Annotated in this window: 13 protein-coding genes and 3 pseudogenes; 13 read left to right on the top strand and 3 right to left on the bottom strand. The window is 47.3% G+C overall.

The features are described from left to right. Positions 1-7 precede the first annotated feature (7 nt). A complete protein-coding gene (gene hemA, locus GKC68_RS12520; protein WP_028722121.1) occupies positions 8-1264 on the bottom strand; it encodes a glutamyl-tRNA reductase in 1257 nt (418 codons plus the stop codon). 217 nt (positions 1265-1481) lie between these two features. Between hemA and lolB the strand changes: the two genes are divergently transcribed. The 4 genes from lolB to GKC68_RS12540 all read left to right on the top strand — a co-directional run bounded on the left by lolB (position 1482) and on the right by GKC68_RS12540 (position 5418). Further along, complete coding sequence (gene lolB, locus GKC68_RS12525; RefSeq protein ID WP_028722120.1) at positions 1482-2105, top strand: lipoprotein insertase outer membrane protein LolB; 624 nt, start codon at positions 1482-1484, stop codon at positions 2103-2105. Next, a complete protein-coding gene (gene ispE / locus GKC68_RS12530; protein ID WP_342656193.1) occupies positions 2102-2959 on the top strand; it encodes a 4-(cytidine 5'-diphospho)-2-C-methyl-D-erythritol kinase in 858 nt (285 codons plus the stop codon). Before lolB ends, ispE begins: the two co-directional genes overlap by 4 nt. Before the next feature lie 136 nt (positions 2960-3095). After that, positions 3096-4043, top strand: coding sequence for a ribose-phosphate diphosphokinase (gene prs / locus GKC68_RS12535; RefSeq protein ID WP_006118899.1), 948 nt, complete (start codon positions 3096-3098; stop codon positions 4041-4043). 220 nt (positions 4044-4263) lie between these two features. After that, the gene (locus GKC68_RS12540; RefSeq protein ID WP_342656194.1) at positions 4264-5418 is read left to right on the top strand and encodes a GGDEF domain-containing protein; all 1155 of its coding nucleotides are present in this window, start codon (positions 4264-4266) and stop codon (positions 5416-5418) included. On the opposite strand, the gene ychH is transcribed toward GKC68_RS12540, so the two are convergent. Beyond that, positions 5410-5688, bottom strand: a complete 279-nt coding sequence (ychH, locus tag GKC68_RS12545; protein WP_028722117.1) for a stress-induced protein YchH — start codon at positions 5686-5688, stop codon at positions 5410-5412. The genes GKC68_RS12540 and ychH overlap by 9 nt on opposite strands. A gap of 260 nt (positions 5689-5948) precedes the next feature. Between ychH and pth the strand changes: the two genes are divergently transcribed. The 9 genes and pseudogenes from pth (at position 5949) to GKC68_RS12590 (ending at position 15262) form a co-directional block, all read left to right on the top strand. Further along, the gene (gene pth / locus GKC68_RS12550) at positions 5949-6536 is read left to right on the top strand and encodes an aminoacyl-tRNA hydrolase (protein WP_342656195.1); all 588 of its coding nucleotides are present in this window, start codon (positions 5949-5951) and stop codon (positions 6534-6536) included. 106 nt (positions 6537-6642) lie between these two features. Then, complete coding sequence (gene ychF, locus GKC68_RS12555; RefSeq protein ID WP_013025517.1) at positions 6643-7734, top strand: redox-regulated ATPase YchF; 1092 nt, start codon at positions 6643-6645, stop codon at positions 7732-7734. 215 nt (positions 7735-7949) lie between these two features. After that, a pseudogene (locus GKC68_RS12560) lies at positions 7950-9125 on the top strand (tyrosine-type recombinase/integrase). 191 nt (positions 9126-9316) lie between these two features. Then, entirely contained in the window at positions 9317-9994 is a 678-nt protein-coding gene (locus GKC68_RS12565) for a hypothetical protein (RefSeq protein ID WP_342656196.1), read from the top strand. A 33-nt stretch (positions 9995-10027) separates the two neighbouring features. Next, positions 10028-10527 (top strand): annotated as a pseudogene (locus GKC68_RS12570) (IS3-like element ISRaq1 family transposase); the annotation flags it as partial. 50 nt (positions 10528-10577) lie between these two features. Next, positions 10578-11606: an IS110 family transposase gene (locus GKC68_RS12575; RefSeq protein ID WP_110145283.1), complete on the top strand. Its 1029-nt coding sequence runs from the start codon at positions 10578-10580 to the stop codon at positions 11604-11606. Between the two features lie 186 nt (positions 11607-11792). Continuing rightward, positions 11793-12422, top strand: a pseudogene (locus GKC68_RS12580) (IS3 family transposase); the annotation flags it as partial. 62 nt (positions 12423-12484) lie between these two features. Then, entirely contained in the window at positions 12485-13951 is a 1467-nt protein-coding gene (locus GKC68_RS12585; RefSeq protein ID WP_342656197.1) for a hypothetical protein, read from the top strand. A 150-nt stretch (positions 13952-14101) separates the two neighbouring features. Further along, positions 14102-15262: an IS30 family transposase gene (locus GKC68_RS12590; protein WP_342656198.1), complete on the top strand. Its 1161-nt coding sequence runs from the start codon at positions 14102-14104 to the stop codon at positions 15260-15262. Between the two features lie 202 nt (positions 15263-15464). On the opposite strand, the gene GKC68_RS12595 is transcribed toward GKC68_RS12590, so the two are convergent. Beyond that, entirely contained in the window at positions 15465-20234 is a 4770-nt protein-coding gene (locus tag GKC68_RS12595; RefSeq protein ID WP_342656199.1) for an AAA domain-containing protein, read from the bottom strand. Positions 20235-20543: the final 309 nt, after the last annotated feature.

Genomic DNA, 20543 nt, shown 5'->3' on the forward strand with positions numbered 1-20543 from the left:
AGTGTGCCTAATCGAGACCCAGGCTGTCGCGTAAAATCTGCAGGCGTTCGCTATCGCCGTCGCGGGCGGCCTGCTGAAGAGATTTGGTTGGAGCATGAATCAAACGGTTGGTCAGCTTATGGGCCAGTTCCTGCATGACTTTCTGCGGATCTGCCCCCTGCTGCAGCGCCTGGAGCGCACGGCCTTCCAGCTCAGCGCGAATATCGTCTGCCTGCGAGCGGTACTCACGAATGGAGTTAACCGCGCCTTGCGAACGCAGCCAGGCCATAAAATCGCTGCACTCCTGCACCACAATGCTTTCGGCCTGCACCGCAGCGGCTTTACGCTGGGCAAGGTTTTGCTCAATGATGGCCTGCAGATCGTCAACGCTGTAAAGATAGGCGTTAGCTAATTTGCCCACTTCCGGCTCCACATCGCGGGGTACCGCAATATCCACCAGCAGCATCGGCTGATTACGACGCGCTTTTAACGCGCGCTCCATCATGCCTTTACCGATAATCGGCAGCGGGCTGGAGGTGGAGGTGATCACGATGTCGGCATCGGCCAGGCGGGAATCAATATCGGCCAGGCTAATCACTTCTGCACCGACTTCGTTAGCCAGCAGTTCCGCACGTTCACGGGTACGGTTCGCAATGATCAGCTTTTTCACCTGATGCTCGCTGAGATGACGGGCCACCAGTTCGATGGTTTCGCCCGCGCCCACCAGCAGCACGTTCACCGTGGACAGTGACTCGAAGATTTGACGAGCCAGCGTACAGGCGGCAAAGGCCACGGAGACGGCATTGGCGCCAATTTCGGTTTCGGTACGGACGCGTTTGGCCACCGAGAAGGTTTTCTGGAACATGCGTTCCAGCTCGCTGCTCAGCGCATGACCACGCTGAGAGTCAGCAAAGGCTTTTTTGACCTGCCCCAGAATCTGGGGTTCCCCCAACACCAGCGAGTCCAGCCCGCTGGCCACGCGCATCAGGTGGCTGACCGCCTCGTTATCCTGATGCCAGTAGAGGCTGTTGCGCACGTCCGCCTCATCAAGCTGATGGTATTCACACAGCCAGCGCACCAGACGTTCCTGAAGATCGACCTGTTGCTCTACACTGAGGTACAGCTCGGTTCGGTTACAGGTGGAGAGCACGACGCCGCTCTGCACCATAGGCTGGGATAGCAGGCTGTTTAAGGCCTGCTCCAGCGACTCCGGCCCGAACGCAACGCGTTCGCGCAGAGCAATGGGTGCAGTTTTGTGATTGATTCCGAGTGCGAGCAGCGTCATAGCGTTTTAGGTTGGGTTATCCCAATAAATGTCAGGGTTTTGTGAAGCGCATTCTACAAGATGCAGCAGATCAAGAAAAGCCATACAAAGGCTATGACTGTAATAAGATTAAGCCGATCATAGCGTTTTTGCCGTATAAGAGCATTGACGGTTAAAACGCGGATGGTTAGCGTTACCTGTTATCAATGAAAAATGTGTCCGAGGAGATGACCACTTGATGCTGACTTCTACACGCAACCTGTTGCGCCTTTTACCCCTTGCCAGTGTTCTGCTGGCTGCCTGTAGCATCAATAAACCACAAGGTCCTGGCCCAAGCGTCACCGCGCCACAGTGGCAACAGCATCAGCAAGCCGTCAGCCACGTAACCCAGTATCAGACGCGCGGCGCGTTCGCCTATCTGTCGGATAAACAAAAAGTCTATGCCCGCTTCAACTGGCAGCAGACCGCGGCCGACCGCTATCGCCTGCTGTTAACCAACCCGTTAGGCAGCACCGAGCTTCAGCTGGATGCTCAGGGTTCAGTGGTGCAGATCGTGGACAACAAAGGCAAACGTTATGTCAGCAACGATGCGCAGAAGATGATCTCGCAGCTGACCGGCATGGATATCCCGCTGACCAACCTGCGCCAGTGGATGATGGGCCTGCCGGGCGATGCGACCGATTACCAGCTCAACGATCAGTATCAGCTAAGCAGCCTGACCTACCAGCATGACGGCCAGACCTGGCAGGTGACCATTGCTGACTATGACAACAAGGTCAATCCACCGCTGCCGGCCAGCCTGGAGTTAAAAGAAGGCGATCAGCGTATTAAATTACGTATGGATAACTGGACGCTGAAATGATAACCACCTGGCCTGCTCCGGCAAAACTGAATCTGTTTTTGTACATCACTGGTCGTCGGCCTGATGGTTACCATAATCTGCAAACCCTGTTTCAGTTTCTTGATTATGGCGACAGCCTGACAATCACCCCCGATACAAGCGATGAGATCAGGCTGTTAACGCCGGTGCCTGGTGTGCCGGATGCGCAAAACCTGATTGTCCGGGCGGCAGAGAGCCTCAAGGCGGCGGCGCGTGAAAACGGCAGCCTGCCTGCCAGGGCCGGTGCGCGCATTGCCATTGAAAAGCGTTTGCCTATGGGCGGCGGGCTGGGCGGCGGCTCGTCGAATGCCGCAACCGTGCTGGTTGCGCTAAACCACCTGTGGCAGACCGGCTTTTCCCCTGAGGCGCTGGCGGCGCTGGGCGTAAAACTGGGTGCCGACGTCCCGGTTTTTGTTAATGGCTATGCCGCCTTTGCCGAAGGCGTTGGTGAGGTGCTTTCTCCAGCATCGCCTGCAGAAAAATGGTATCTTGTTGCCCATCCAGGCGTCAGCGTGGCCACGCCGGTGGTCTTCAACGATCCGGCGCTTACCCGTGACACGCCCGTGCGCAGTTTATCAGCACTTTTACAGGCTCCCTTCGTCAACGATTGCGAATCAGTAGTAAGAAAACGTTTTCGTGAGGTTGATGAGCTTGTTTCATGGCTGCTAGAATACGCGCCGTCGCGCCTGACGGGGACAGGTGCTTGTGTGTTTGCTGAATTTGACACCGAGCATGCTGCTCGCCAGGTGCTGGAACTTGCCCCACCATGGGTGCGCGGTTTTGTAGCCCGAGGCCTCAACGTCTCGCCGTTACAGCGTACTCTGCAAGGCGATTAGCGATAGCGTGACTGTGTCACCCTGTTCCAGACACAGCACGTTTCGCACTCACATACCCGTGTGAACGATCACGACAGTATTCGCCGGTTACTGTCATGACGTTCATTCTCTGGACGCAAAGCCTGAGGTTCTTCTCGTGCCTGATATGAAGCTTTTTGCTGGTAACGCCACCCCGGAACTAGCACAACGTATTGCCAACCGCCTTTACACCAGCCTGGGAGACGCCGCCGTTGGCCGTTTCAGTGATGGCGAAGTAAGCGTACAGATTAATGAAAATGTACGCGGTGGTGATATTTTCATCATCCAGTCCACCTGTGCTCCCACCAATGATAATTTGATGGAACTGGTCGTGATGGTCGACGCGTTGCGTCGTGCTTCAGCTGGTCGTATTACTGCTGTAATCCCCTACTTTGGTTATGCCCGTCAGGACCGCCGCGTGCGCTCCGCCCGCGTGCCTATTACGGCTAAAGTTGTGGCTGACTTCCTTTCCAGCGTCGGTGTTGACCGTGTTCTGACGGTTGACCTGCACGCCGAGCAGATCCAGGGCTTCTTTGACGTCCCGGTTGATAACGTATTCGGCAGCCCGATTCTGCTGGAAGATATGTTACAAATCGGTCTGGAAAACCCGATTGTTGTGTCTCCGGACATTGGCGGCGTAGTGCGCGCCCGTGCCATTGCCAAACTGCTGAACGACACCGATATGGCCATCATCGATAAACGTCGTCCGCGTGCGAACGTTTCTCAGGTCATGCATATCATTGGTGACGTTGCGGGCCGTGACTGTGTGCTGGTCGACGACATGATCGACACCGGCGGCACACTGTGCAAAGCCGCAGAAGCGTTAAAAGAGCGCGGTGCCAAGCGCGTATTCGCTTACGCTACGCACCCTATCTTCTCTGGCAATGCGGTGGAAAACCTGCGTAAATCTGTTATCGATCAGGTTATCGTCTGTGACACCATTCCGTTATCAGAAGAGATGAAGTCGCTGCCAAACGTTCGTACCCTGACGCTGTCAGGTATGCTGGCCGAAGCGATTCGCCGCATCAGTAACGAAGAGTCCATTTCGGCAATGTTCGAACACTAATCTTCGCAGGCCGGGCATAATGCCCGGCCTTTTCTTTTGTCTTCTGGTTATTCCCTCCGACAAAGCTGCTTGGTTTTCAAAAATTTTCATTATGAGTGACCTCAGTTATTGTCACGCTCACTACGAAAAACTCTTTCGCTGAAATTATGTTATCCGGCCTTTTGCCTTTTTGAGTTGAGTGGTAATTTGCCCGCACTTTTTATTGCGATCGCCACCTACTATGAACCTCGACGTCTTTACGTTATTTATTTGCGAACTCTACGTACTGGGGTTTATGAGTTTGATTATGGTCTTTGCCTGGGTCGGATCTCACTATGACCGCATTCTGGGCTATGTCTGTGTCGCCATCGTGCTCACGCTTGTTGCCTTTTTTCTCAGCAGTTTGCGCAGCAGGGGCGACCAGTTCTTACCCGTGGCCGTAAGCAATGTATTAGTGATGCTGGCCTACGGGGGCTTATTTAGCGCTTTTCGCACATTCTGTGGTAAATCCCCAGGTATGACCGGCTTAGCAGGGGCGGCGCTGTGGTCTCTGCTCTGCCTGTTTCCAACCTTTTATTACAGCTTATCCCTGCGTGTTTTGATGCTCTGTCTGCTTTGCATCGCCTATACCGCCGCACTCATTTATCTGCTCTGGCTGGCACGCCGTGATATGAATACCACCTTTTGGCCAGCACAATTATTGCTCTGGACTCACCTGCTTTTTCACATCGCCCGATTATTTCTGGATAACACTCGTCCTGTTGGCATACAGGGGGCGATCAGCGGTTCTGACTTTTCGATCTACGTGATTCTGGAATCCATGCTTTTCGTGATTGGCTTCACCGTCACCATATTAGCTATGGTGAATGAACGCACCCGTAATGCCCTTAAGGACGCCTCGCTTCACGATCCGCTGACCAATATCTGGAATCGTCGTGCACTGTTTTCCGGGGCGGACGCTATGATCCGGTTTTGCCTGAAGCAAAACAAAGCGCTGACGGTCGTGCTATTCGACCTTGATCATTTTAAAGGGATCAATGACCGCTACGGGCACCAGCAAGGGGATCGGGTGTTAATTGATTTTTGTAACAGGGTCTCGGGAACGCTGCCACAGGATGGCCGCTTTGCAAGACTGGGCGGTGAGGAGTTTGCAGCGCTGTTGCCGCTCAGCTTTGAGCAAGCCCAAATGTGGTGCGAACAGGTACGCCAGACCGTTCAGCATTCGCGTCCCGGCCAGATCGCCTATTCAGTCAGTATCGGTTTTGCGACTGCAGAAAACGGCGAAATAGATTTTGGTCAACTGATGGCTCTGGCGGATAAAGCACTCTATCGCGCCAAAGCCAAGGGCAGAAACCGGACAGAACCTTACCTGATTATGTCAGAAAATCTAATGTGACGAATGATGGGTGCGGCGACAGCGTTTATCGCCATAATGGCGCACCCAGTAATAGCGATCTTCTACTTTTTCACGACCGCTAATACAGGCGCCTACCAGCCATAACAGTGCGCCAAAGAAAATGCCGAACATCGCGCCCTGAGCCAGCATCTGTGGTAAATCAAGCGAAGGCAGCTGGTTGATAATCGAAAAACCGATGCCAAGAAGCATGGTCACGAGTCCAACTCCCATCAAGGCATTACCTGCCATGCGTGAGTGATGACGTTTCATCTTTCACCTCCTTTATGCGCGGTCGGATGAGCGCACACAATGTTAAACTGATAGTAGTGTAGGCAATGCCCTCAGGCTAATTTGTGCACTAACTCACATAAAGACCAGATGATTTGTGACCAATACGTTATTCCAGTTTATTGATTTAGATGAAAAATAGTTAATCACTAACACTAATAATTTCCCTGGCGCGGTCTTTGTGATCCGCGTCGCGGCACAGTAAACTATCGCCCTTGAGTTATTACAGCAGGATATTCCTTGTGAGCAGCATAAAACTGATTGTGGGCCTGGCGAATCCCGGCGCGGAATATGCAGCCACGCGCCACAATGCGGGTGCCTGGTATCTGGACTTGCTGGCTGAGCGTCACAATCAGTCGTTGAAAGAAGAAGCCAAATTTTATGGCTATACGGCACGACTGGCTTTGGCCGGTGAAGACGTGCGCTTGCTGGTGCCGACCACGTTTATGAACCTCAGCGGCAAAGCCGTGGCAGCCATGGCGACCTTCTATCGCATCGCGCCGGAAGAGATCCTGGTGGCCCATGATGAGCTGGACCTTCCCCCTGGCATCGCCAAATTTAAACAAGGCGGCGGAAATGGCGGGCATAACGGCCTGAAAGACATTATCAGCAAGCTCGGCAACAACAATAACTTTCACCGCCTGCGGATTGGCATCGGCCATCCCGGCGATCGCAATAAGGTCACCGGCTTTGTTTTGGGCAAGCCCCCAGCCAGCGAGCAAAAACTGATTGATGATGCCATTGATGAGGCGGCGCGCTGCACCGAACTGTGGCTAAAGGAAGACCGCATCAAGGCGATGAACCGCCTGCATGCCTTTAAGCCTGTCTAATCGCCCAGATTGTCGCGAATCTGTGTATAATGCGCGAAAATTATCTTACGTTTCCGGCGGAGCCTGCTCATGGCTCTGCCCATACAGCTATAAAGGGTACTAAACCATGGGATTCAAATGCGGTATCGTGGGCCTGCCAAATGTTGGTAAATCCACTCTTTTTAACGCGCTGACTAAAGCGGGTATTGAAGCGGCTAACTTCCCCTTCTGCACGATTGAACCCAACACTGGCGTCGTCCCTATGCCAGACCTGCGTCTGGATCAGCTGTCTGAGATCGTTAAGCCGCAGCGCGTCGTGCCCACCACTATGGAATTCGTTGATATCGCCGGCCTGGTGAAAGGCGCATCCAAAGGTGAAGGCCTGGGCAACCAGTTCCTGACCAACATCCGTGAGACCGAAGCGATTGGTCACGTGGTGCGCTGCTTTGAGAACGACAATATCATTCACGTGAATAACAAAGTTGATCCGGCTGATGATATTGAAACCATCAACACCGAGCTGGCGCTGGCGGATCTGGACACCTGTGAACGTGCTCTGCAGCGCGTACAGAAGAAAGCCAAAGGCGGCGATAAAGACGCTAAAGCTGAACAGGCCGCACTGGAAAAATGCCTGCCGCATTTAGAAAATGCGGGCATGCTGCGCGCGCTGGATCTGACGGAAGAAGACAAGGCCGCCCTGCGCTACCTGAGCTTTCTGACGCTGAAGCCCACCATGTACATCGCCAACGTCAACGAAGACGGTTTTGAGAACAACCCGTACCTGGACAAAGTGCGCGAAATCGCGGCTAAAGAAGGTTCTGTTGTGGTGCCCGTCTGCGCCGCCGTTGAGTCCGACATCGCCGAGCTGGAAGATGAAGATCGTGATGAGTTTATGGCCGAGTTGGGCATTGAAGAGCCCGGCCTGAACCGCGTGATCCGCGCCGGTTACTCCCTGCTGAACCTGCAAACCTATTTCACCGCTGGCGTGAAAGAAGTTCGCGCATGGACTATCCCTGTCGGTGCCACCGCGCCACAGGCAGCCGGTAAAATCCATACCGACTTCGAGAAAGGCTTTATCCGTGCGCAGACCATCGCGTTCGAAGACTTTATTGCCTATAAGGGCGAGCAAGGCGCGAAAGAAGCCGGCAAAATGCGTTCAGAAGGTAAAGAATACATCGTTAAAGATGGCGACGTGATGAACTTCTTGTTTAACGTCTAAATAAAATTGGTTGTCTTATGAGGTTTTAATGAATCTCATGAGGATAACAAATATCTTTAAAATCCACGCAACTGCGTGGATTTTTCATTTCACAAAGTCTCAATTCATCTCGTAACAACGCTGCCAAAAATGAGCACATGGATGAGTACAACATTCTTCCCTTTTCCTTTTTAAGTGAATACAGAAACGGTGTAATAAATAAACAAGGCCCTGTTATGCTCACCGATACGCAATGCTGCACTGCCAGGCCGAAAGAAAACTCTATCGACTTAATGATTTCAATGGTCTCTACCTCGAAGTGAAACCCAACGGCAAAAAGGCATGGCGCTATCGGTTTAAACTCAACGGCAAATTAAGCATGTTTGCGTTGAGTGAGTATCCGGCGATAAAGTTCGCCGAAGCTCGCGAGAAATACGAGCAAGCGTGTAAGAAAGTCGCGGAGAGAGTTAGTCCGACTCAGGCTCATTAGTGAGATAAGATCTGCAAGGTCCATGACGCTTCTGACACCTTTGAGCTGATCGCCAAAGAGTGGTTACAGATGAAAGACTGGGCCGAAATTACCAAAACGCGGCGACAGAATATGCTTGAAGGAGTGGTTTTCCCCGCAATCTGTAGGCATCCGGTCAGAGAAAATAACCCCGCACCACATTCTTAGAATTCTTCAGGAAACGGTCAAACGCGTCGCTCCGAGCGTTGCCGCTGAAGCCCGCCGCACCATTTCATCGGTTTTTGAGCTAGCAGTAGCGACGCTCTGAGCAGATAGCGATCCTGTCTGGCCGGTGCGCAAGGCGATTCCGGCTAACAAAACACAGCACAAACAGGCTTTGAATCCACAGCAAATCGGGAAGCTTTTGAGCTGTTTTGACAAAAGTCGCGGCTCGTACCGGGTGAACTATTGCATGTGGCTCATGTGGTGGACGCTGGCGCGACCAGCCGAAGTAACTGAGGCAGAATGGACAGAATTCGATCTCGATAACGCACTGTGGACTATTCCGTCAACGCGAATGAAAGCCCGCAGAGAACACGTTATTCCCCTTCCCTCTCAGGCTGTCAACATGCTCAGAACGCTACAGGGATTAACCGGGCATCGACAGCACCTTTTTCCGGGCAGGGATAATCCGCTAGGTCCAATGACATCGCACTCGCTGCGCCAGCTACTTAAAAGCCTCGGCTGGAGTGGCATTTATAGCCCCCATGCTACCAGAACTACAGGAAGTACGCGTTTAAACGAAATGGGCTATCGGCCTGATGCTATTTAAGCTCAACTTGCGCATGCTGACACCAACAATGTTCGTCGCACATACAATCATGCGACTTATCTTGATGAGCGTAAGGTGATGATGCAGGAATGGGCTGATATGTTGGACAAATGGGTAGCAGGATTCGAGTAGAACTTGCTGCACTTAGTGAACCACGAGGATAGAACTCATTCCTCAGGGTCCACTTTGTGCCAGGAGTGGACACTGAACGATTGGAAGCATTAAAGAGGATTTAGTTGTTTCAGAAATTTGTTAAAAGTTAATGACTCTTTTCAATTTAACACTTACAGTAACGATATGTTTTTAATTTAAAGGAGCTTGCTGTGATTGATGCTTTCTCAGACGAAATAAGTGGCTTATCGATACAATCAATTAGTGCAGACAGATTATGCACAATAGCAAAAGATATAAATAGAAAATTAAAATCCATTAAATCTAAAAAAAAAGATAAATTGCTAGGTGAAAGTATCGATGCTCTAATGGATAGCATTAAAGAAGAAAAAATACAAAACGCCATCGGTTTTTTACGTTTTATACTTTATGGAGGGTTTGACAATCCAATTGATGAAATCAGAAAAAAAGGTGCCTTTAGAACATCGAAATATAATTATAAAACAAAGGCATTAAGATTTTTAATTTCTGACATTTTTTTTGTTAACCTGATAAATAGCAAGGGCTTAGAATATATAAATAATATTTTAAATATTATTGAACTCTCCGCAGAGATAAGGTTATTGCGCAGTAATATAATCGAATTCATAAAATCAAGATCATACTTTCTTAAAAAAGCATTAGCCATTGCTGACATGGTATATTATGATACAAACAATTATGATATTTCAGATGAGATGTCGTTAACGGACTCCCTTTTCTTTAGAAACAAAGAAACCATATTGTCATCCATATCTTTTACTCTGGGTTTATATAAAGAGGTATATGCTAATGCGCGAATGACAAAAGTATTGACCTGCTCCCCGTTGATTAATACACCACGATGTTAGTAATGTCTTCATAAGCCACATGAGGACATCCCCATGAAGAAGCGTTTTTCCGACGAACAGATCATCAGTATCCTCCGCGAGGCTGAAGCCGGGGTTTCTGCCCGTGAGCTCTGCCGTAAGCACGCCATTTCCGACGCCACCTTTTACACCTGGCGTAAGAAGTATGGCGGTATGGAGGTGCCCGAGGTTAAGCGGCTGAAGTCGCTTGAGGAAGAGAACGCCAGGCTCAAGAAGCTGCTTGCCGAAGCCATGCTGGATAAGGAGGCGCTTCAGGTGGCTCTGGGGCGAAAGTACTGACGACAGACCAGAAGCGGCAAGCCGTGATGTTGATGTGTGATGTGACCGGTCTGTCGCAACGTCGTGCCTGCAGGCTTACAGGTTTGTCCCTGTCGACCTGCCGTTATGATGCTCAGCGTCCGGCTGCTGATGCTCATTTATCAGGGCGTATTACTGAGCTGGCGCTTGAACGCAGACGTTTTGGTTACCGGCGTATCTGGCAGTTGCTGCGTAGGGAGGGCCTTCACGTCAATCACATGCTGTAATCTTAAAACGATCCCGATCCGTGATATTTGAGGTGACAGCCATGAAAACCTTCGTTGGGCTTGATGTTTCTCAAAAGAAAACAAGCATCTGCGTTATAGACCATAACGGCAATAAAATTCGTATGGCTAACGTCGATACGCATCCCGGTGTTATCGCCAATTATCTCTTTTCTGAAGGATTTGATAACTCGAAAGTGGGTCTGGAAACAGGGCCACTTTGCGTCTGGCTTTACCATTCACTCAAGAGCTTTGGCCTGGACATTGATTGTATCCATGCCCGCCATGTTCATGCAGCATTGTCGATGCAGTTGAATAAAACTGATCAAAATGACGCTTTTGGTATTGCCCGGCTGGTCCTTTCCGGATGGTACAAACCAGTACATGTCAAAAGCCTTGAATGCCATCAGCAAAGACTCATTCTGACCAGCCGGGAAAAACTGGTTCAGCTCAGGGTTGCCGTAACTAATCAGATCCGAGGGCTCCTGAAAACATTCGGTGTTGTTCTTCCCCCCGGGAAAAACAGTGTGTTTGAGCGTTCTGTACTTGAGTCATCACCTTCGCTGGAAACCGTTAAACCCGCAGTGATTATGTTGCTAAATACGTGGGAACATCTTTCTGACCAGATAAAAAAATTTAACTCCATGCTGGAAAAGCTTGCCCGAAAAGATCCAGTTTGTCAGATATTACGATCTATTCCGGGTGTGGGTGTTCTGACAGCATTAAGCTTTAAAACATCAATTGATGATCCTTCGCGTTTCAGACGAGTAAGTGATGTCGGCGCTTTCCTCGGATTAACGCCCAAAAAGTACCAATCCGGTGAGGTAGACAGGAATGGGGGAATTTCAAAACAGGGCAACAGAATGACGCGCACACTTCTCTACGAAGCAGCATCCTGTCTGTTGACGCGTTATGGCACTGATACAAGCCTGGCCATATGGGCAAATGGACTCCGGCACAGAATGGGCTACAAGAAAGTTATTGTTGCCCTTGCGAGAAAACTGACAACACTGATGCTAAGTATGTGGAAATCAGAGACTACTTATAATGAACGGCTTAACGCTATAAATTAAGAAGTGGGAAGTCACAATCAAATCAGACTGAGACCGTCTTAAACTTCAATTCCGGGACTCGCTTTGCAGGGTGAAAGCCTTGCGGGAATCACATAGGAATGAAGACGACGTCTTGCAACATGTTGTAGCATTGAAAAAATGACTACGAAGACGACAAAGACTCCATCTGATCCTGATATTGACTGATTAGACGACAAGCGGGTATACCGTATTTACCACCTTAATGGACTGAGCGTAAAACGCAGACGATGCCGTAAAGGGCTGGCGACCGAACGGTTTCCGCTTCTTCGCCCGGATGCGCCGAACCTTACATGGTCGATGGATTTCGTTATGGACGCACTGGCCAACGGTCGCAGGATCAAGTGCCTGACCTGTGTGGATGATTTCACGAAGGAGTGTCTGACGATCACCGCTGCTTTCGGTATTTCCGGCGTTCAGGTCACGCGTATTCTGGACAGCATCGCGTTGTTTCGGGGCTATCCGGCGACAATAAGAACCGATCAGGGCCCGGAATTTACCTGCCGCGCGCTCGATCAATGGGCCTTTGAGCATGGTGTGGAACTACGGCTTATCCAGCCAGGTAAGCCAACGCAGAACGGATTTATTGAGAGTTTTAACGGACGCTTTCGCGATGAGTGTCTGAACGAACACTGGTTCAGCGATATCGTTCACGCCAGGAAAACCATTAACGACTGGAGGCAGGATTATAACGAGTGTCGTCCACATTCGGCACTGAATTATCTGACGCCATCAGAGTTTGCAGCACGGTGGCGAAATGGAAAATGTGGAGGTAAACAAACCGACATTACTAACTGACGGTTGTATCTAATCCTGGGGGCAGGTCAGCATTGCTTACTGATGAGGAATATAGCGATGACATGTATATGGAATGCTTCTACAATGCGTATTTAATACAGATCTTTAATGACATTGAAATTAAAATAGATTCCTTTAATTATAAAGCACATAAATTTAATGACAATATAACCATTGAAAACTACGAGTTTGAAACAGCATTGCGCCGAAGTTATGCAAGATCTGAGTTGAGATGGCTTTCCATTGCGACTAACATAATGAAAAATGAAACTATAAAAGAAAAATTTAAGATGTTTTCTGAGTTTCTTTCGGAGTTTTTTTCTGCCAATGATAACAGTGATGATAATTTAGTTTACGAAATAAAAGAATCACCTGTAAAAAGAATTGTTCTTAAAACTCTCTATACTGAATACGGGCACGAAACTAATATTTTTAGTCATGACAGGCTATTCTTGGAAGAAGCGGCCATGATTGAAACTCTATGTTTAGAAAACTATAATGACGAATTTCTAAGCATAAAATTATATAAAAACTTTACTGCCTTTGATATAATCAAAATACAAAGATATTTTGGATATATCAGTAATGCATTCAACTATGCATATAATGATTTACTTCAAAAACAGACACGTGATGCAGACTTAATTAGACGGCGTTCAGTATTACCTAGTTGTAATATTGAACTACTCGCCATTATGCTAACTAGCATCTGTAATCATCCTGTCGATGAATGTAGAGAGTTCATTGAAATGATTAGTTTTAACTTATCACACTGTAATGATCATCTTGATATACAATATCATCCAATTTTAAATATTGATGGCGAAATGATATTCCCGCCAACTATTCTTCATAAGTCCAACCTAATTAGGTCAATTGCATTTATAAAAAAAATAAACTTATCTACATTTAATAAAAAAGATCATATGATAGAGACAATCAACCAAGCTTTGGTTAACAAAGGATTTCATGTTAACATTGATTTTAAATATGGTAACGATGAAATTGATGTGATTGCTTACCTAGATGGAGTTTTATTCATTTTTGAGTGTAAAAACCCCTATCATCCAGTAAGTGACTTTGAATTGAGAAATACTTACAGTCATTTGATAAAGGGATTTTCACAAATAGAAAAATTTAAAAGCATACTTGGTGATACTAACTCATTCAACCAACTACTTACAAACGCAAGAATTAACCCTTCTGATGTTAGTGATATCTACTATGGTGTTATTAATGCCAATCGCGTATTGAGTGGATTAGTCAATAATAATATAAAAACATTCCATGCGAATGAATTGATAAACTTCATCGAAACAGGAGAGATTACATCGAATGGCAATAACATTAATGTTTGGAAAAGTAAAGAATTCGATGTAAGTGATTTGGTAGGATATATCCAAGGAAAAAATGAGTTTTATAATGACTTAGATAAAATAAAAAAAGATGTTTATCATGAATATAAATTCAAATCAAAAAAACTAACTATCTTAAGTTGTTTCTTTGATACTCAGTCAGCTGCAAGTTAGTCACTTATTACATGGCTGACCTGTGCCATATTAATTGATACTTGGGATTTCTAGTTAGTTCTTCCTCAGCAGAAAGTCATGAACGTCCGCTCTTCGCTGTGAGTTCAACGGGTCGATGCAACGCTATCCTTAATCAAGGGGGACGTTGCCATGAAACGAAGAACGCGCATTTACTGCACGCCAGAACAGAAAGCGATTATCTGGGACAGATATAAGCAAGGTGATTCCCTGCATGATATCGCCAGAATGTTCGACAGATATCATTCTTCTATCATGCCCACTATCCACCAGACTGGTGGATACCGTCCCCCTGTCCGAAAGCGACATCGGTTAGCGCTTTCGCTAGATGAAAGAGAGGAGATATCCAGAGGGCTGGTAGCAAAACGTAGCATCAGGGACATCGCTGCCAAATTATCAAGAGCTCCTTCAACGATTAGCCGCGAGATAAAGAGGCACGGAGGTGCAAAACAATATCGTGCAGCAAAAGCGGATGCTACTGCATGGGAAAGTGCCCTGAGACCAAAAACCTGTAAGCTAATTGAAAGCCCCACATTGTGTAAAATTATTGCAGAGAAGATGCATCAGGACTGGTCGCCGGAACAAATCGCCGGTTGGCTAAAACGCTGTTATCCGGATAATCAGGAAATGCATGTGTCACACGAAACGATTTATAAAACGCTTTTTATACAAACCCGGGGGGCATTAAAAAAAGAGCTGCAGCAATGCCTCAGAAGCGGAAGAGCGGTTCGTAGATCCAGAACGTCATCGCTTAAAGGGAAAGGATTAGGATCAATCCCGGATGCGATACCAATAAGCGAAAGGCCACCTGAAGTTGCAGACAGAGCCATACCGGGTCATTGGGAAGGTGACCTGATCCAGGGCTCGAAAAACTCCTATATAGTCACTCTCGTAGAACGCCATTCCCGCTTTGTTATGCTGGCCAAAATCAGAGACAACAAGACCATAACGGTTATATCTGCACTCATCAGACAAGCCCGGGAATTGCCTGTGGAGCTTTATAAAACATTAACATGGGATCGGGGCGCGGAAATGACCAGCCACACTCGATTTACTGTAGCGACAAACATTCAGATTTATTTCTGTGATCCTCAATCTCCCTGGCAACGTGGCTCAAATGAAAATACGAACAGATTGCTCAGACAATATTTTCCAAAAGGAACTGACTTATCGGTTCACAGCCAGCAAAGACTAAACAGTGTTGCCAGACAGCTCAACGAAAGGCCGAGAAAAACGCTAGACTATGAATCACCCGCAGAGCGGTTCAATAAGTGTGTTGCATCCATCGGTTGAACTCACAGCTCAAAGCAGACCTTCTAGTCCAGCAAGCCTGTCTGCTCCCTGCCATGAGCGGACAAAAAGCAGTAAGAAAAAAGGATAGATAAGATACAATCTCAGTCAATGATTAGGAGTCAGCTCTATTTAGAAGGTCAGAAATAGTAATTCCTCACCCGGTAAACATCATATTATCGGGTGAGGTTGCTACGTTTCCAGATCAAGGTATCTGTGACTTACTTCCGCTTTGTTTTTCATGAATCTGAATATCAATCGCAGAATCATCACTACGTACCTCGTAGTAACGTTCAGGCTTCCGATAAACGTTCACCATCTGATGGCCAGTCGAGAATATATTCTCTTCAAGATATCTTGCATTGCCCCAAATCATCTTCTCAATTTCATTCGATCCATATTCGTAGTACGCATCACTTGCTTTCACCAGCCTCTCAATCTCAGTAACTTTGCGTAAATTTCCAATATTCTCTGTTTCAGCATCAGGCATAACAATGAACAAGTTATCGCGTGCGCGACTGATCGCTACATTAAGAATATTCTGTTTATTTAGGAACATCCGGGAGTCACTTGAAATGTTTGGCGGCGGATTAAGCACCGCAATAATAATATTGCATTCATCCCCTTGGAAGCCGTGTATCGTACCGACCTGAACATTTACAGTATCAGGTTTGGTAAGCCATGAATCATTCAACTTGCTCAGTAGATTAGCTTGAGCGCGATAAGGAGCGATAACTCCTATACGGATTATCTCTGAATTTTTTCTCTGTATCTTCCCTGACAGCCAGCGAACAAACTCGAAAGTGAACAATGCTGAATAAGTCTGATAAGGTGTTCCGCTTTCCATTCGTTTTGCCCGGTAAATACTTTCATATTTACTGACCGGAAATTTGATGAGATTTATCGGCATAGCATCGAATTCGCAGAAACTAAACGAACAGGGAGATTCTGTCGTACGGTGATGTTGCAAGATCCCGTCATAAGTGAAACGGCTATAAACTTCACCAATTGCAGGAATACTACGGTACTGTGTTTCCAGATTGACTATCGGGTAATCATGAGGCTCTGTCGACGGCTGCGCAAAAGAACCTCGCTTATTGAGACCGACCAACGTGTAAATGTTCTCATCTTTCCATTCTTCTACAGCAACAATCGGCCCGATCTGGAAAGGATCTCCAGCGATAATGAACTTTCGAGGGTGTATGCGGTAAAGTGGATAGATGATATTGGCTAACGAAATCATTGACGCTTCGTCAATGACGACGGTATCCCACTCCATTTCATAAAGTTTCTTACCATACTCACCAGTAAATCCATCATAGGCGAAGCGAGCAATGGTGGTGATCGTTATAGAGCGATCCAATGCGCCGATGTTGAATGTTCTGTCCCGCCATACTCCAGCGTTTTCAATACGCACATCAACAGATGATCCGAAACGCACCAACCACTCCTGATATGAGGTATCCCCAACCATCGCCTCCATGACGCGGGTCGTCAACACATCTGCAGCCTTGTTGGTTGGCGCTAGGACAAGCACGTTTTCCTTCCCGCTACCCTTCATTCTTGGTATCAGTACTTTTTCTGCGAGATGAGTCGTCTTACCTGTTCCTGGTGGACCAAACACAAACTCAATGTCAGACGTCAGGCCCGCTTTCATCGCAAACGTTTCGCCTAATCTCAATTCCTGGAATCGTTCCAGCAACACCTGCTGCAGGAACGATGGATTCTGGACTTCAATACGTGCTTCCACCACATCTTCCAGTGCCATCCCTTGTAAATCATCGGCAGATTCCAGTTTACCCAGTAATGAAAATTCTCTGGCCGTAAACGACTCAATATGTAACTTTCCTGTACGCCCATTACAAAAATCGAGATCCACACGTATGCCGGAAAGTTCTTCAATAGATTGCGGAATGAAGCGACTGGGTTCTTTCAGTACGATGGTTCTGGATGATTGTTCATCGTGCTCCACCTTGCCAAAGCCAATAGAAATAGTCTTACTGTCAGCATTCTTTGTTCTGGTTGCTAAGCACTCAAGTTCCAGCAAAGCCAGAAACCAGCCATAACTGTAACGAGGTAATTCGTTGGCCTTGTCATATAACGTCTGCTCATGCTCCAGACAGTCAATTTCACTGGCATAACGGTCTTTGGCCAAGTCAATTTTTTTGCCGTAGTCAACCGTTTTTGGAGTGTAATCGTCTGTGTCGATGCTTTCGTCGCTTTGACGATCTGCTGCCGCAGAATCGTCTTTCTGCGGGCCATCCGAGTGGGTGTCCTGGATGGATGGACGGCGTCGAGCAATATCACGGATGAATGGTGAGTCGGCCGCTGGCTGATCTTTGTCAACGGGCTCCACGATGGGTTGGGATGAATCTTGCTTTTTTCGCTTAGCATCTTCAATCGCTATGCGGATTTCGTCCTCTGACAAACCGGAGTGTTCAATTGCATCCGCCAGTCTAATTTTTCTGGCTTCCTCGGGGCTTAAATGTGTCTCATCGCGAATGTGCAAAAAGTTGATGAGCATCTTTGCTTCTGCACTGACTATGTCGTATTGCTCTGCAAGCGTTTGAATCGTGATCTCTTTGGCTGAAACCCATGCTCCATCCTTATCAAGGAACCAACGGGTTGTACGCAATTTTTCTTGCTCTGCGGATTCGTAAGACTCGCTTCGATTTGTATAATAAAACCATACATGCTTGCCGCTAAGCTGGTGAATGAATTGTGGAAGTAATTTCCACAGCAGGAGTGATCGTGGCAAGTCAATATTTGCCATGATCTGCTGACAGCCATCAAGGTTTTTTTCATACAGCTTGTGCGAATGTCCCTCTAAGGATAAGTGTCGATCGCGCCGCTCTTGCCACTCAATATAGCGCTCTTCGGTGATTATTTTAGGGCGATCCGCAATTCCCAGTTTTTTGAAAAAGTCCTTGAGTGCAGGATATTCTTTTTCGCTAAACATCTCATGGTATTTGTCCAAAAACAGAAATGGTGTTTCTGGCTTGGTCGTGAACCAGGTTTGCAAATCCTCGGTCGGCATATAGATGTCATCGGCTTTGCCATGAGAAAACTCATTTTTCCCAGCCGTTGTGTAGAGAAGAAAAGCTTTATCCTTAATAGGCTTAATAAATTCTGAAACGTCTTCGTTTTTACACTCTTTGAAGTAACGGAAGAATCGGCCGAAATGGGTGTCTGCGTTAACAGGGCTGCTGGTGCTGTTATAGGCCGGGAGGATCTTGTTGTAGATCTCATCACGCAGGCTTGGCTTCTTGATTCCAAATTTTTCAATAAACTCACGAGTGCTCTCGTCGGACAGCAATTCGGCGTTGACGGTCTTGTAGCCGTCAATATCGTCGTCTGGTAGAAATAGGATGAGTTGATTCCAGGCGTCAAAGGCCGGGATTGCCTGACCTTGCTGGTCAAGAAAGATAGGCTTATCTTTCACAAATTTTTGGTAAGAATCGCGTCCGGCAAGGTATATATAGAGTCTGTGCAGCCATTCTATTGACTGACTGGCGATGAAGTCAGCGGTAATTTTCTTAAGGGTAGCTTCGGGATCAAGACTTGATACGATCAGATTAGGTTCTCTTATTGACCATACCCTAGCATCGCCGCCGTCGATGTATTCAGCCAGGGCCTTATTAACATTTTGTACGTCTTTCTTGCCACGACTACGAAAAATCCAGCTCGCGTTCTCTGTGCCCGTCAATTGCGCCAGTTGCATGTCAGAGAATAATTCAACCAGTTCACTGTCTGCTGCCCAATAGGAGCAGTTTTTTGGTGAGTAGTTGGCATTGGCGGCGGGGAGCAACGTGTCGGTCTGGAGTTTGGTTTTGATAGCAGAATAAAACGGCTTGAACGAAATTTTTCTCCGGTCGTCTAGTTCACTGAACTGATTTTCGTCATAGGGAATAATGTCAAAGATGCCATCATCGAGCAGTTTTTTATCACGAATAATGGGTAAACTATCCGCTGTAAGTTTCGCCAACTGCTGAATCAGTTGCTGGTTATGCTTTTCTCCTGCTTTGATACCTTCACGACTATCCGTTAACAGAAATGGCGCGTGAAGGATAAATTTCAGATGCGTTATTTCTTTGGTCGGGAAAAAACAGAACGCTGGATGTTCAACAGGCTCGAGTTTCCCGTCTTCTCCAATTGCATACCCGATTGTGCAGGCATTTCTGTTCGCGTGATTGTGTGTAAATAGGAGTAATTGATGAATAGCCTTACTGTCATCCACTTCTAATGTCAGCACCAGTTTTTGCGCCAGAATGTCTTCTTGCTCCAGTTCCTCTACAATTTTTTTAGTATATCTGCCAGTAGTTTCACCTACGGTAAAGGATACCGATTTTAACGTCGAAAGGAATAAGACAGGAAATTCAAGCGCTTTCAATTTTTCAAAAATTTCGTTGTAGCTCTCCAGGGGCGTTTTTTCTTTATGGTCAAACGGAAAGAAAAAAACGGTATCTGAAGCATTACGCCAATCAAGGTCAGCATTTAGCATCTGCGGCACGATGAAACGTTCGATCTTAAAACGAATTCCAGGGTCATATATGTGTGGGGTTTGCGTGTATTGAAAGACAGCTTTAAATCCTACACCGAACTTACCTATAGACGCCTCCGTCTTACTTGAGTTAGCGATGGATGTGATTGAATTAATATGTCCTAAAGCACCGTTGCCAGCGTCTTCACCTTCACAGTGCGGGTCAGATACGGAAAAGTGAATGGAGCCATTATGAATGAAATAAAGTCCATCTTGATCAAGGCGGAAGCTCACCGATGTTGCTCTGACATCATCTGCGTTTTGCAAAAGCTCGTAGATGAAATGCGCCTGGTCGGAATACTTGTCCACAACGCTGCGCTGGATACCACGCATTGATGGTTTTTCCAGAGTGTTAGCATTATCCGCACGATCTTGCATTAGGGCGTAAAACCATTCTTTTTCCTGTTCGGTCAATCCATCTTCATGCGATTTCATCTAAAAATTAACCTTATAGTTTAGTTGTGCTGTGTTCATTCAAAAACAAACTCAGACGATATTCAATTCACTACTGGAGAAATAGATCCTACTTTTTTTAGTAGCATGCCCTATATAGTTGCATGAATCGCCACGGGTTTAACAGACACCTCAGAGTCATTTATGGACTGACCCCGCCCCGGTAGACGATCCTGCCCTATAGTTGGACTGACCCCGCCCCGGTAGACGATCCTGCCCTATAGTTTGGACTGACCCCGCCCCGGTAGACGATCCTGCCCTATAGTTGGACTGACCCCGCCCCGGTAGACG

It is taken from the genome of Pantoea sp. RSPAM1 (assembly GCF_038816185.1).
GTDB lineage: Bacteria > Pseudomonadota > Gammaproteobacteria > Enterobacterales > Enterobacteriaceae > Pantoea > Pantoea ananatis.

Coding starts and splice junctions, on each gene's coding strand:
- hemA (WP_028722121.1), bottom strand. CDS start 1,264: ATGACGCTGCTCGCACTCGGAATCAATCACAAAACTGCACCCATTGCT.
- lolB (WP_028722120.1), top strand. CDS start 1,482: ATGCTGACTTCTACACGCAACCTGTTGCGCCTTTTACCCCTTGCCAGT.
- ispE (WP_342656193.1), top strand. CDS start 2,102: ATGATAACCACCTGGCCTGCTCCGGCAAAACTGAATCTGTTTTTGTAC.
- GKC68_RS12540 (WP_342656194.1), top strand. CDS start 4,264: ATGAACCTCGACGTCTTTACGTTATTTATTTGCGAACTCTACGTACTG.
- ychH (WP_028722117.1), bottom strand. CDS start 5,688: ATGAAACGTCATCACTCACGCATGGCAGGTAATGCCTTGATGGGAGTT.
- ychF (WP_013025517.1), top strand. CDS start 6,643: ATGGGATTCAAATGCGGTATCGTGGGCCTGCCAAATGTTGGTAAATCC.
- GKC68_RS12575 (WP_110145283.1), top strand. CDS start 10,578: ATGAAAACCTTCGTTGGGCTTGATGTTTCTCAAAAGAAAACAAGCATC.
- GKC68_RS12585 (WP_342656197.1), top strand. CDS start 12,485: ATGTATATGGAATGCTTCTACAATGCGTATTTAATACAGATCTTTAAT.
- GKC68_RS12590 (WP_342656198.1), top strand. CDS start 14,102: ATGAAACGAAGAACGCGCATTTACTGCACGCCAGAACAGAAAGCGATT.
- GKC68_RS12595 (WP_342656199.1), bottom strand. CDS start 20,234: ATGAAATCGCATGAAGATGGATTGACCGAACAGGAAAAAGAATGGTTT.